The sequence below is a fragment of the Pedobacter superstes genome (assembly GCF_037622515.1).
Taxonomy (GTDB): Bacteria; Bacteroidota; Bacteroidia; order Sphingobacteriales; family Sphingobacteriaceae; genus Paradesertivirga; species Paradesertivirga superstes.
The window spans coordinates 956993-971496 of record NZ_JBBJCN010000001.1; the positions used below are offsets into that span (position 1 = coordinate 956993).

Below are 14504 nucleotides of genomic sequence, written 5' to 3' on the forward strand. Positions count from 1 at the left end.
TATTGATTAGGTTATGAATTATCATTTCAAATGGCTTGGCTTAATAACTAATAATGACACCTGAGCCTGGATTTGATCATTTCCAAATTCTGTTCATTACAGAATAATTTAATTTGTTAATAAAAAAGCTGTCAGTTGATTTTATCTGGATTTGATTTAACGGCTTAGTTGGGAAAAATATTCCTGTCATCGCTGTCAGTCCGTCATCAGCAAATAATTCTACCGATGCTGCATCCACTATCAGAGTTAAATCAGCTTTTTCAGAATCAGACAATCGGGGACCCAAATATTTTTTTGCGAAACCCTTCTCAAAATCATTCTTTCCGGATTTAGTACGATCAATATAATATTGGTTCGTTTTTTTGTCGTAACCTATACTAAGTTCTTCGCCTATATCATTTGAAAGTACGATAGAAAAACTTTTCAATTGTTCCGCAGAAAGTTTGATTTGGTATTGACTATCCGAACTCTTCAGCTTTTGCGATAAATTAAATCCTCCCTGAACTTCTATATTTTCAAAAGAAACATCGTTCGACTTAATTGTATTAAGCTCTTTAACAGGCTGGGAAGTAAGGAAATAATCCTGACCTGATTTTTTGAGATTTAACTCTCTGGGTACCGTCATCGCACTTCTCCATCTATCTGTAGGAACCACATTTGCATATTGCCAGTTACTCATCCAACCAAGAAATATTTTCCTCTCTCCGGTGTTTGACCAGGTCACTCCGGCATAATTATCCGTACCATAATCTACCCATTTGGTAGCTGTATTAAAAGGAGTAAATTTTACACCATCAAAATTGCCAACAAAATATTGTGTGGCAGAACCCCCATTCGGGCCACCGGGATTGATACTAACCAGTAATACCCATGCGGTTTTTCCATCAATTTGCAAAGGGAAAAGATCCGGGCACTCCCAAACACCACCATGCCCGCCAACTTCTTGCCCAAACTCACTTTCTTTCTTCCAATCTTTCAAATTAGCAGATGAATAAAAGCTTATCCGGTCTTTGGTTGCCAGGGTCATAATCCATCTTTTCGAAGGTGCATACCAGCTAACTTTAGGGTCTCTGAAATCAGTTATTCCGGGATTTTTTAAAGCCGGGTTACCTGTGTACTTTGTCCACGTTGCTCCGTTATCTAAACTATAGGCCAGGCTTTGATTCTGATAATTGCTTGTTCCTGCTTTTTCTCCTTTCGGGTCATGATGAGTAAATATGGCTACCAATGGAACCTTACCATCTTTGCCAAGTCCGCTGGTATTATTGGAATCTACTACTGCACTTCCAGAGAATATATATCCTAAACTATCCGGATAAAGTGCAATAGGCTGCTCATCCCAATGAACAAGATCTTTACTTGTGGCATGCCCCCAATGCATAGGCCCCCAAACAGTACTATCTGGATAATACTGAAAGAACAAATGATAAATACCCTCATGATAAACCATCCCGTTAGGATCATTCATCCATTTTTCTTTAGGGGAAAAATGGAATTGTGGGCGATTTTTCTCTAAATAGGATGTCTGTGTTGCTTTCTCAGCTGTGTTACAGCCCGATATAAGCGCTGCAAGTACAATAATTACAGTAAATGTTTTCATATCAAAAATAAAAATTAGTTAATTAAATATTTTTATAAACTTTAGACGCAATCACCTTCTAGGGGCCATCCCTTTACCATATTATAAATATTCCTACTTTATACTCTTAACCTTTGCAATTATGTTCAACATGTTTTTCTCGTCCTGTTCATACATTTCAAGCTTTTTATACCGATTATATAAAAAAACAGACGGATATTTCAGTGGCTGAAATTTGGGTATGAATTCATACTTGAGGTCTTGCAGAATCAGTACATTGTTTTTGTTTAAAAAGGCCGGACCGTAGCTATTCACAAACTTTATAACGGCATCTTTACGATCTAAGGTAATTAGGAAAACTGAAATGCCTTTAAGCTCCGGATAATGTTTTGACAGAAGCGCCATGGTTACCTTGCAATGAGAGCAGGTTACATCAAAAAAGCTAAAAAGAGAGGGTTTTCCCAACGGGATTTGTTTAGTTGAAAAGGGGGTGCCGTCTAGTTTGAAAAAGGTAAAGTCTGGCACTACCGACGCAGGCGTTTGAGACATTACAGATCTTGTAATGCAAATTATTAACCACACAATTAAGAAGCACCGCCTTTTCATTTTAAGCTTATTTAATTTATAAATCCCTTACCATATTTTAGAGATTTCATGGAATTCCATTGAAACCAATTTTACGTTACCGTCTGTAAATAATGAGATATCGTTGTTGTCTGGTGAAAAAGCAAATTGTTCTGAGTAAGAATAGACGCCTTGATTTGCAAATACCTCAAGCTGCCCCCAATCTACCAAAATCCTCATTTTAATTTTATTTGATGCATCTGGCTTCAAATGCTCATCCAGTAAAATCTGGCTTTTTACCTGGTAAGCGATTGTTTTATTTGAAACCTTGAACCCAAACTTTGTAGCCGTGATATTTGTCAGATCAAACTCTGCAATTATTTCAAATTGCTTAGACTTGGTATCAGATAAAAGATTGCTTCCGGGATCAATATCCAGGTTCTCCCATTTTTTTTCTTTTGTATATAAAGATGATATTTCCTTTATTGGATTACGGGTTAAGCGTATTTGATCTTCATAAGTTACTAAGCTCAGAGAAACAGGGAAAGTTGCATTCCTTTTCCATTTAGTTTCACCAAGGCCCCCATTCCAATGATCCATCCAGGCTAATTGTATGATTCGTTGATCATTATTTGGAAGACTTCCGGCAGCAAAGGATTGAGCAGCATAGAAATCATTTCCAAGTGTCATTACCTGAGTCTTTTGCCCTTCTTCCGGTTTAAATTTCACTCCATCAAACTGGCCAACCAGATACGAGCCATTCGCATCCATTAAAACCCATTTCATATTCTTTTTATCACCATCAAGAGGCAGTTCAAAAAAATCAGGACACTCAAAACCGAATTTAATATTGCTCAGCTGGGTCCACTTTATCAGGTCGGGTGAGCCATAAAATGTAGTTCCGTTTTCATAGATAGCCATTATCCATTTCCCGCTTGGCTTGTGAAAAATCACACGCGGATCTCTGGGATCTGCACTTTTCGTTATGTTAGCTACGGGATTTTTCTTGTAATCATGCCAGGTTTGTCCAGAGTCCACCGACCAGGAGAGGCAAGTTCCTACACCCGTACCAGTATAAATGGCAACAATTGCTTCTTTTTTTGTACCCGTAATTCGCCTTGACATTTCGCCTGACACCACTACTGCGCTTCCTGAAAAAACTTCGTTTCCGGAAACATTTCTTACCGCCTCTTTCTGCAGATCTGATTTCTGCGGGATCAAAGCAACCCCTTCATCTTTCCAATGTATTAAATCGGTAGAAGTAGCGTAACCGCCATGTCTAACAAATTCGCCCCATTGGTATATCATATGATATTTCCCCCCCTGAAAAACCAGGCCATTAATATCATTCATCCATCCAACTTTTGGACTGAAGTGATACTGACCACGGAAAATCTCGGTGTAATTCACATCATTACTTTTCGGTTTAAATTGTGCAGAGACCGTAAGCTGTGTGCTAATAGCAACAGCAAAAATTATATAAAATTTAATTCGTTTCATTGATTAAAGTGATGCTTTGAGGGCAGATACAGGCAGAAATATTGCTAATAATTGGTTTATTACTGGAATGGTCCGTTTCCTGATTAAAAATCGGCATCTAGCTCTATTCTGAGCCGGATGCCGTTAGTCATTATGAATTAATAGCCCGGATTTTGTTTATACAAGCCGTTTGTAAATGTAATTTCAGATTGCGGGATGGGCAAATACTCGTCTCTTCCTGCTGTAAAAACGGCTGTGGCTAAAAATGGTCTTCTGGATTTTTCAGTAGCTATATATGCATTTAAGGTTTGTTCAGCTATTCCCCATCTTACCAAATCAAAGAAACGCTCTCCTTCAGTTGCAAATTCTAAACGTCTTTCCCACTGCAAAGCCATGCGTGCATAGGCCTGCGTCCATCCGGTAGCAGGATAAGGTTTAATATTGTAGTTTGAAGCAAAGGTGCCATCCAGTTTTTTGAGTCTGTTTGTACTGGCTGCCGCTCTTGTCCTGATTTGATTAATTAAAGGTAAAGCTTTGTCCTGCTGTCCTAATTCAATATAGGCTTCTGCCTGCATTAATAAAACATCGTCATACCTGAGTATATCATAATTTTTTGCAGATCCCATAAATGGGCCATTTTTAAAATAAGATGAACTGGATGCCAATTGCTGATTACGCATGGTATGAAAATTACCGTATACACCCGCATCACGTACCCAGCTGTTACTAAATAACTTTGTGTTATCATATTTGTAAACGTGCCCATCTATTCCTACGGTATGGTCAAGACGAACATCTACAGTTGCAGTAGCTAAATTTGCAATACTATTATTAAATGTTGTAAAATTAGGAAGCCCGTTTGCATCAGTGGTAAAGGCATTCACCAGGTTTTGACTCGAAGCATGAAAACCGCAGCAACCATATTGCGGCGCACCGTGTGGGTAATTCAATCCGTCTTCATAATTCAGCCTGCCTGCGGTTGTACCGTCATTTATTGTGAACTGAATGGCAAAAATAGATTCAGGTCCGTTTTCAGTTTCCGGCAAGAAATTATCGGCAATATCGCCGCTCAAAGAATATTTTTTAGAAGAAATTACAGCCTCGGTTAAAGTAACTACTTCCTGCAATCTTGCCTGATCAATACTGATTACTTTATTTAAATTATCCTGTTTGTATGCCTGAAACAATCTTAATTTAGCCAAATACGCCTGTGCAGTTAATTTATTCGCGCGGCCGAGTTCAGCCTGCGATGGAGGTAAATTATCAATTGCAAATTGAAAATCTGCAGCGATTTTATTCCAGGACTCGTCATTATCTAAAACGTTTGAAACTTTTAATATATCCTCATCCGATGCAGTTTCATCAAAAATTGGAATATTTTTATAGAGCAGTTTCATGGTAAAATAGCTGTGAGCTCTTAAAAATTTCAATTCTCCTAATCTGACCTTCTTTTGCGGAAAATCTGCTTCCGAAAGCGAGTTTACCGCCCGAATGGCAACATTTGCTCTCCCAATAGATTTAAATAAATTTTTCCATGTGCGGAAAACATAGGCATCCATTGTTGGCGTAACCAGGTTATAATGTTCAATGGCATCTATTTCACCAACATCTCCAGTTCCTCCTCCTCCTTTATAAGAATCGTCAGAGCGAACACTTCCATAAACCCATTTACTATAAATGGGCCCGATCATATCTCCATTACCGATTGCCGCATAAGCCGACGTTACCAGGCCTTCTATAGCAGCAGGTGAAGTCAGATCTTCTGATGATAATGCCCCGGTTGGTGTATAATCCAATTGTTTTTGACATGAACCGAAGATTAATAGTCCGGATGTCACTAAAGCGGTTAATAATATATTTTTCATTGCTTATATTTTTTTAAAGAAGCTGTTATGAGTTGTATACTTATCTGTACTGTAAGTGGTCAAGGCTCGTTGAGCTTCATTTTATCCTGTTTATTGTTCGTTAAAAAGAAGCGTTAACACCAAACGTAAATGTTCTAGGGATTGGCACAGGCCCTAAATCGATCCTTTCAGGATCCGGGCTTAAATAATCTTTGCTTTTGAAGCGCAGCAGATTCTCGGCCATGGCAAAAACACGTAATCTTGAAAAAACAGATTTGGGCTGAATAGTATATCCCAGCTGCACGTTACGCATTTTGAAATAAGAGGTGTTTACAAAGAAATAATCAGAAGTACGACCCTCGTTATTATTGTCTTTAAGTGTTAATGCCGGAACATCTGTATCTTTATTTGTGGGCGTCCAGCCATTGAATACGCCTGGACCCACATTTTCCCGGCTTCTCATCAGGTTGTTAAACACGGTATAAACATCAAACCCGGTTCTGCCGGCAACACCTGAACCAAAAATGGATAAATCAATTTTTTTGTACTTCATATCGATTCTCAAACCGTATTCTAATTTTGGTAGTGTGGTGCCAATCCAGGTTCTGTCTAAATCATCAATCTTACCATCCGAGTTTATGTCGACATACCGAATGCGGCCGGGACCTGCACCAATTTGGGTAGGGGCAGCATCTACTTCGGCTTGAGATTGGAAAAGGCCATTGGTTTTGAAACCAAAAATGTCGAATTGAGAACGGCCAATAATAGTGTTCACCAGATTGCCAGGATAAGCCGGGCGAACATTTTCAGGTAACTTCGTTATTCTGTCTCTGAAATGAGCAAAATTAAGTTGCAAATTGTAGGTGAAATCTCCTGTTTTTTCTCCGCGGTAGCCTAATACAAACTCCCAGCCTTTATTACTTTTTGATGCACCATTTACCGGTTTAGTTTGCCCTTCGCCTAAAGCAGAAGCAACGGGAGGAGTAATTAATATGCCGGTAGTTTTTCTCGTAAAATAATCGAATGAACCGAAAATCTTATTTTGGAATAAAGCGAAGTCTACTCCTGTGTTGATTTCGTCTGTAGTTTCCCATTTAAGCGAAGGGTTGGCCGCTTGTGTTTGAACAAAACCAGATGGCAATACACCAGTATTTCCGCCTGATAAAGAGTAGGCTGTACCTATATTCATGTATTGCTCCCAAAAGCCGCCTTGAAGCTGTGCCAATGATGTTCCATATCTTGTATCAAATAATCCAAATCGGGCTAATTCACCAATCTGCTGATTTCCTACACGCCCAGCGCCAACTCTTAGTTTTAATTCAGAGAAAATTTTACTATCCTTCAAGAATTCTTCCTGGTCTAACCTCCATCCTACGGAAGCAGCCGGAAAAATACCATAGCGATTATCTTCTCCAAAACGCGAAGATCCATCCCGGCGAATTGTAAAAGCTGCTAAATATTTATCAGAAAAATTGTAATCAACCCGGCCGAACAGGGAAAACAACCGGCTTCCTATTGAACCACCTGAAACTGTTGTGTTGCCGGTACCAGAACTTAATGTGAAGTACTCTTCAGTTTGAATGGCGAAGCCTTCTTTCTTGGTTGATTGAAACTCGAGATCAGATTTAATATATTCTGTACCCGCCAGGAATTTAAAATTATTTTTACTGTTCAGATCCCAATTGTAACGTAAAGTATTTGAAAGAGTGATACTTGAAAAATTATTTTGATCAAACAGTAAACTATTGGTGGTTCTGTTTAAAGCTCCTTCAGAAAAAGTAGGTGTAATTACTTTATTCTTGAATTTGGAATTATCCAACCCGATATTCGATTTAAAGAATAAATTCTTAAGAGGTTGAATTTCTGCGAAAACGTTGCCAAATGTATTCAAACGATTTGCATTGTTCCATCTTGCCAAATACTGCATGTGCAGCGGATTATTTCTATCCGAATAACCGGCTCCCGATTCGCCGGCAAAAGTTATTCCGTCTTTTTGATACACAGGAATTGTAGGTGCTAATGTAACTGCCAGGCTGGTTGTGCTGGCGCTTCCCAAATCATTGGCTGTTAATGTTTCGTTCGAATTGGCCACACGCATGTTGAGGCCAAAATGAACCTTATCGTTAAAGGCACGGGTTAAAGCGTTGATGCTACCTCCTAAACGGTCGTATCCTGTGTACCTTAACATTCCGGTATTCTCCAAATATCCCAGGTTGATTTCTAAAGAGGAATTTTTATTGCCCGTGGATGCTGTTAAACTATTGTTTGTTACAAATCCTGTTTTATACATTACATCCTGCCAATCTGTATCGCCGGCAGGTGTATTTGGGTCACCGCCCACAAATGGCTTAACCGTTACCTGGTTTAGTACCGGGTTGCTAAAGTTTTTATTCCATTCGAAATTGTAAATTTCACCATATCCAGCTGCAGGGTCTTGTCCATCATTAACAGAAGCTTGCCATAATGCTTTCCCTCTGTCTACTGCGTTCAGCATTTTAAATCGCATTGATTTTTCGGATTGAGAGGATACACTACTGTTAAATTGGAAGTTGACTTTACCTTCTGTATTGCCCCCATTTTTTGTAGTAACGATAATGACGCCGTTGGATGCCCGCGCCCCATAAATAGATGCCGCAGAAGCATCTTTCAGAACCTGAATGGATGAAATGTTTGCAGGATCCATATTTTGGAATATCTCGGGCCTGGTGGTAGGAATCCCGTCGATAACATACAATGGATCGGTGTTGCCCAGTGTATTGGCGCCGCGTATAAGTATCTTGCTACTAGCTCCGTTTGGCGAACCATCCTTTTCAATATACAAACCAGCTACACGGCCTTGCAAAGCCTGCATGGTATTGCCCGAGGTATTATTTTTGACCGGAGCTAAATCTACTACGGCAACCGCACCCGTTAAATCCTGTTTACGCTGCGTTGAATAGCCTGTTACAACTACAGATTCAAGTAATTTTGTAGAGCCTACCATTTCAAGGGTTAATACACTCTCGTTTTCTTTGATGTTTCTGATTAATGTTTCATATCCTACATATACTACTTTTAGATTTTGCCCCGTTTGTACCAGAATTGAAAAATTTCCGTCAACATTTGTTACTGCACTCCTGCCTGTTTCCTGCACTAAAATTGAAGCGCCGATTAAGGGTTCTCTTGTTGCCTCATCCACTACCGTACCACTAAGTTTCCTTTCCTGGGAAAAACCTTGTAATACTGCGAACAAGAGAGTGATAATTGGTAATAACTTTCTCATGATTAGTTTGATTATTGGTTAATTAATTGGTTGTTTTTGATTATTTCATTATTAAATTGAAAGCGGTTTAAATCTGATCTGGAATAGTGCGGGCATGCTCCCGTTTGTGTGGTAATGAAAGCGCCCATCGCACTTGCGAAGTCTAAAGTTTCTTCTAAACTTTCTCCTGATAGTTTTTTATAAAGAAATGCGGCAAGGAACGAATCTCCGCTGCCCACTGTGTCATTTACCTCAACTTTATAAGCGGGATAATGGTAATGTATATCTGGTGAGAAATAAGAAGCCCCGGAGCTGCCTCTTGTAACGATCACCTCTTTTATATTATATTCATTATGAAGGATTGCAACTTTATCCTCATCTCTTTTTGAGGAGCTGCTATACCAGCCTGCGATTATTTCTAATTCGTGGAGATTTAACTTTAACAGATCTGTTTTATGAAGTAATCGCGTTATTGTTTCCTTATCGATGTAAGGCTCCCTTAAATTAATATCGAATACCTTATAAACCGGGCTCTCCAGCAGCTGCTCTAAGGTGTCTTTTGAGGTTTTATTACGTGTTACTAAACTTCCAAATACTAAAGCGTTCGCATCCTGAAGAAGAGAAATATGCCGTTGGTCTGGTTCAATAAAATCCCATGCAACCGGAAATACAATATCATAACTGACCTCGTGGTTGTCGTTAATAACCACTTCAACCTTTGAAGTTTTATACTTGCTATCTAACTGGCAATACTCAAGAGAAATACTTCGTTCTTCCAGAACTTTAAGCAATTCAAATCCGTCGGCATCATATCCTACCCTGCTTATTAATGTACTTTCTATTCCAAGCTGATTTAAATGATAGGCTACATTCATGGGTGCACCACCTGGCTTTTTTCCACCCGGAAGATTGTCCCATAATATCTCGCCAAAACACACAACTTTTTGTTTATTCTTTTCCATGTCCCTAATAATTTTAAGGTTAATGCATTACCATAGTATGTTCAATCTGTTCCAGGGATTTACCCTTAGTTTCAGGCATCATGCGCCATACGAAGATTAACTGTAGTATCATCATTACGCTGAAGAACATGAAGGTTGCTCCTCCACCCAGTTTCTCAGATAAGTATGGAAAGCTGAAAGCAATTAAAGCAGCCATTATCCAATGAGTAAAACTGCCAAGCGTTTGTCCTTTTGCTCTAACTTCATTAGGAAATATCTCAGAAATAAATACCCAGATAACAGCTCCTTGTGAAAAAGCAAAAAAGGCGATGTAAATCATTAAATAAAACGTAATGGCAAAACCACTAAAGTTACCCGAGTAAAAAGTGCTGGATACCATACCCAAGGAAAATATTAAACCTACTGAGCCGATTAACATCAGTGTTTTACGGCCTATCCTGTCAATAAAGCCAATAGCGATAAGAGTAAAAGTGAAGTTCACCATCCCGATTCCCACAGTTGAAAGAAGCGATGTGTGGGCACCCAAACCAGCCATCTCAAATATTCTCGGAGCATAATATATAATGGCATTAATTCCGGAAACCTGATTAAATACTGCGAAAAGCACTGCTAATGTAATTGGCGCTTTATACTTTTTTGTTAAAAGCTTTTCGTTGGATGTATGACCTTTATGTGCATTTTGAATTGAAATAAGCTCTTCCTTATAGTTCAAGGGATTAATTCTTTTTAACACATCAAGAGCTTCCTCCACCCTGCCTTTCTGTAACACCAGCCATCTTGGGCTTTCTGGAATAAAAAAGATAAGAACATAAAAAATTGCAGATGGAACAGCTTGAATACCCAGCATCAATCTCCATGAGCTTTCCCCTTCCTGGCCAATAATGTAATTAGATAAGTAAGAGATAAGAATACCGAGCACAACATTAAACTGAAACAATCCAACAAGCCGTCCGCGAGATTTTGCCGGCGAAATTTCCGATATATATATTGGTGCCGTAACAGAAGAAATTCCCACTCCCAAACCGCCGAGGAATCTGAAAATTAAAAACACATTCCAATCAGTTGCTAAAGAAGTTCCCAGCGACGAAAGAAGATAAAGTGCCGCTACAAAAAACAATGTTTTTCTCCGGCCGAATTTGTCTGAGGGTATTGAACCCAGCAGAGCGCCAATTACAGTTCCTATTAAAGCAATAGAGACGGTAAGTCCATGTTCAAATACATTTAAGTTCCAATAGGCTTGTATTGATTTTTCTGCACCAGAAATTACTGCAGTATCAAAACCAAAAAGGAACCCGCCAAGTGCCACTACCAGCGACCACGCAATCACAGAATTTTTTCGCATAACTTTTTATTAGGTTTATATAAAGCCTAATGTATAGTGTTTAATTTGCGGGCACTTTCAATTCTGTCTCAAACTGATTAAGAATCTGAACAAACACTAAATCACTTATAATCATGCAATTAAGGGAACAATTCAATTCTACATCCGTCTAAATCTTAACTTTTGTTTCATGAACTTTAACTATTGATACAGGAGAAGGCAGTGTTCAAAAACTCTTTGGGATTTTTATGATTGCCGTTCCTTAAAGAAAACACCAATTAATTTTCAATCCGGATTTGTTTTAGGATTTCATCAAAAAAATTGATAAAAATGGGGGGGGATAATCCTTTGATTTAGCTTGAAAAAAGTAACATTTAAAAAAACATATTATTGACTATACCACATAAATAATCATATTTACAGCCTAATGATTTTTCAGGATAAATTTTGACACCAGAATATCAATAAACAGAGAAATTTATAACCCCTTATTTTTTATTCTGGCCGATTATTCGTAATTTCCATACACCAGGACCTAATATTTAACCAATTACTAGTTCGATTACATTGCTGTTTAATCACGTTCACTTTATAAAGCTTTATAGCTTTTTTTTATTAAGTCTGATCTCTTCTTGCGGTACGAAAAATCCTACTCCTGAAAAGAAAGACCTCATTATAGGATTTTCTCAATGTGTAGGCTCCGATCAATGGAGAAAAACCATGTTGGAAGAAATGAAAAGAGAATTAATTTTTCATTCTGAGATTACTCTTCTTTATGAGGATGCCAATAACAACAGCAAATTACAAATTGAGCAAGTAAAATCTTTACTCGATAAAAAAATTGATTTATTAATCATATCCCCTAACGAGGCTAAACCTTTAACTCCTATAGTTGAGGAGGCGTTTAAAAATGGAATACCGGTAGTGGTAATTGACCGCAAAACATCTTCAAGCTTATATACAGCTTATATAGGAGCGAACAACTTTGAGATTGGAAGAATGGCGGGGAAATACCTGGTAAATTCTCTTAAAGAAAAAGGAAATATTGTAGAAGTAATGGGATTACCAGGCTCTTCGCCCGCAATTGAAAGACAGAGAGGCTTTTATGAAGCGGTTAAAGATTATCCAAAAATTCAAATAGTGCAACAAGTTTATGGAAACTGGCTGATAAACAAAGCGCAGAAAGAACTTGAAAAAATTCCTGATATCAACATAGACGCCGTTTTTGCACATAATGATCAGATGGCTTTGGGCGCTTTTAAGGCATTACAAAAAACAAAGGCTTCTAAAAAAATCAAAATAGTAGGGGTTGATGCATTACCTAATAATGGACAGAAGCTGGTTGCTGATAATATTCTTGCTGCCTCGATGCTTTATCCAACCGGGGGAAAGGAAGCCATCCGAACTGCATTGGCCATTTTAAATAACGAACCCTTTGAAAAAGAAAACATATTAAAAACAGTTGCGATAGATTCTTCAAATGTTCAACTAATGAAAATGCAGTCTGATAAAATCAATAACCAACAAGAGGATATTGAGAAACAACAGGATATGCTGGATGAACAGAAAGTAGTGTATAAAAATCAGCAGGTTATATTAAATATTTTGGTATTTAGTCTGGTATTGGCACTGGTGTTTGGAGGAATAGCTTTTATCGCATTAACAGAAAACTGGAAGAACAATAAAAAGCTGGAACTAAAAAATGTAGAGATCCTTGAACATCAACAGCAGCTTCTTGAAATGTCAGCTAAAGCCAAAGTAGCGTCAGAAGCCAAATTCAACTTTTTTACAAACATTTCTCACGAATTCCGAACGCCTCTCACCCTTATATTAAGTCCATTAGAAGAGCTAATAGCCGATCCGAAAATTTCTTTTTCTGTAAGAGATCATTTACAGCTCATTAATCGGAACGTAATCAGGTTATTGAGAATGGTTAATCAATTAATTGACTTCCGCAAGATAGAATACGACGGAATGAAGATTAAAGCCAGTGAAAATAACTTTGTTGAATTTGTAAAGGAAATAATGGATTCTTTTAACGACATCGCCATAAAAAGAAAGATTGATTTGCGGCTTATGACTCCTGCAAAAGAAATTAAGCTTTGGTATGATGTAAATATGCTGGATAAAGTGCTGTTCAATTTACTATCCAACGCCTTTAAATTCACCAAAGATGGAGGGAAGATAACTGTAAGCATTAAGAAAAACGAAGAAACCCAACAGATAGAGCTTAGTGTACAAGATAACGGAGTAGGAATGAACGAAGAGGACAGCCAGCATGCCTTCGACTTATTTTACCAGGGAAAAGCTGATCCTTCTAAAGGTTCTGGCTTAGGTTTAGCGCTTTCTAAAGAAATTATTCAATTGCATAAAGGCCAAATATTGGCCGAAAGCAAGCCTGGCTTTGGCACAATCTTTACATGTGTTCTGCCTACAGGTAGCTCGCATCTTTCTGATGAGGAAAAGTTTGAAAAAGCGGATGACTCCTACAAAACCTATGATAACATTAAAATCTTCACTACAGATCTGCAAACCACTTCATCTCCTGTAACAGAAAATAGTTTAAATGGAGCGCCTAAGGAGTTTTCTTTACTGATTATAGAAGATAATGAAGATATGCAGGGTTTTCTTAAGAAAATGCTGTCTGATGAATATGAAGTTTTTACGGCCAGTGATGGAACTTCCGGGATAAACGAAGCGTTTGAAAAAGTACCCGACCTAATAGTTTCTGATATAGTGCTCCCTAATCAATCGGGCATTGAGTTGACTCAACTTTTAAAGAATGACGTTAGAACTTCTCATATCCCAATAATCTTACTAACCGCAAAAGGAAGTCAGGAGCAACAGATTGAAGGAATAAAAACTATGGCTGATGCCTATATAACCAAACCTTTTAATCTTAAATATCTGAATGCCACAATTAAAAACCTTTTATACAACAGAAATTTACTTAAATCCAGATTTACAAGTGAACTTCCTTCGTATAATAAAAACAACATTTCCAATAAACTGGATAAGAAGTTTTTAAACGAATTTTCGGGCATTGTAGAAAACAACTTATCAAACGAAAACTTTAGTGTGGATGATATTTGCAAAAGCATCGGAATTTCCAGAGTCCAATTATACCGTAAAGTAAAAGCCTTACTGGATTGCAACATTACTGATTACATTCTCAGTCGCAGGTTGCAGCAGGCAAAGTACCTCTTACTTAATGAAGATTTGACAATCTCTGAAATAACCTATAAAGTTGGGTTTGCCTCTCCAACCTATTTTTCTACTGTATTTAAAGCTCATTATGAATGTACACCTACAGAGTATAGGCGGAAAAAAGAGGGTTCTAAGATTTAAAAATAAGCCGGCGTTCAGCTAATTATAGATTTAATAAGTTTAAATTACATGGATTATGGTAAAGCTGGCCTGCGGAAATATTGAACTGGAAAAAGCTTCAATTCGGGATCTAAAATCGAGTAAAAATGCGGCTAGATTTTAAACGGTATCAGCTGAGTTATTGATT

At 38.0% G+C, this 14504-nt stretch carries 8 protein-coding genes; 1 reads left to right on the top strand and 7 read right to left on the bottom strand.

The window, feature by feature from the left end:
* Positions 1 to 76: 76 nt before the first annotated feature.
* The 7 genes from WG906_RS04155 to WG906_RS04185 form a co-directional block, all read right to left on the bottom strand.
* Positions 77 to 1600, bottom strand: coding sequence for a glycoside hydrolase family 32 protein (locus WG906_RS04155; protein WP_339991260.1), 1524 nt, complete (start codon positions 1598 to 1600; stop codon positions 77 to 79).
* A gap of 93 nt (positions 1601 to 1693) precedes the next feature.
* A complete protein-coding gene (locus WG906_RS04160) occupies positions 1694 to 2185 on the bottom strand; it encodes a peroxiredoxin family protein (protein ID WP_339991261.1) in 492 nt (163 codons plus the stop codon).
* Between the two features lie 27 nt (positions 2186 to 2212).
* Positions 2213 to 3643, bottom strand: a complete 1431-nt coding sequence (locus tag WG906_RS04165; RefSeq protein WP_339991262.1) for a glycoside hydrolase family 32 protein — start codon at positions 3641 to 3643, stop codon at positions 2213 to 2215.
* Positions 3644 to 3780: 137 nt separating this feature from the next.
* Positions 3781 to 5487: a RagB/SusD family nutrient uptake outer membrane protein gene (locus WG906_RS04170; RefSeq protein ID WP_339991263.1), complete on the bottom strand. Its 1707-nt coding sequence runs from the start codon at positions 5485 to 5487 to the stop codon at positions 3781 to 3783.
* 100 nt (positions 5488 to 5587) lie between these two features.
* Positions 5588 to 8728 (bottom strand): SusC/RagA family TonB-linked outer membrane protein, encoded by a 3141-nt coding sequence (locus WG906_RS04175; RefSeq protein ID WP_339991264.1) that lies wholly within the window; start codon positions 8726 to 8728, stop codon positions 5588 to 5590.
* Between the two features lie 11 nt (positions 8729 to 8739).
* The gene (locus tag WG906_RS04180; protein WP_339991265.1) at positions 8740 to 9669 is read right to left on the bottom strand and encodes a carbohydrate kinase family protein; all 930 of its coding nucleotides are present in this window, start codon (positions 9667 to 9669) and stop codon (positions 8740 to 8742) included.
* A gap of 19 nt (positions 9670 to 9688) precedes the next feature.
* Positions 9689 to 11011, bottom strand: coding sequence for a sugar porter family MFS transporter (locus WG906_RS04185; protein ID WP_339991266.1), 1323 nt, complete (start codon positions 11009 to 11011; stop codon positions 9689 to 9691).
* Positions 11012 to 11557: 546 nt separating this feature from the next.
* Here WG906_RS04185 and WG906_RS04190 point away from each other — a divergent pair.
* The gene (locus tag WG906_RS04190) at positions 11558 to 14338 is read left to right on the top strand and encodes a substrate-binding domain-containing protein (RefSeq protein ID WP_431844450.1); all 2781 of its coding nucleotides are present in this window, start codon (positions 11558 to 11560) and stop codon (positions 14336 to 14338) included.
* Positions 14339 to 14504: the final 166 nt, after the last annotated feature.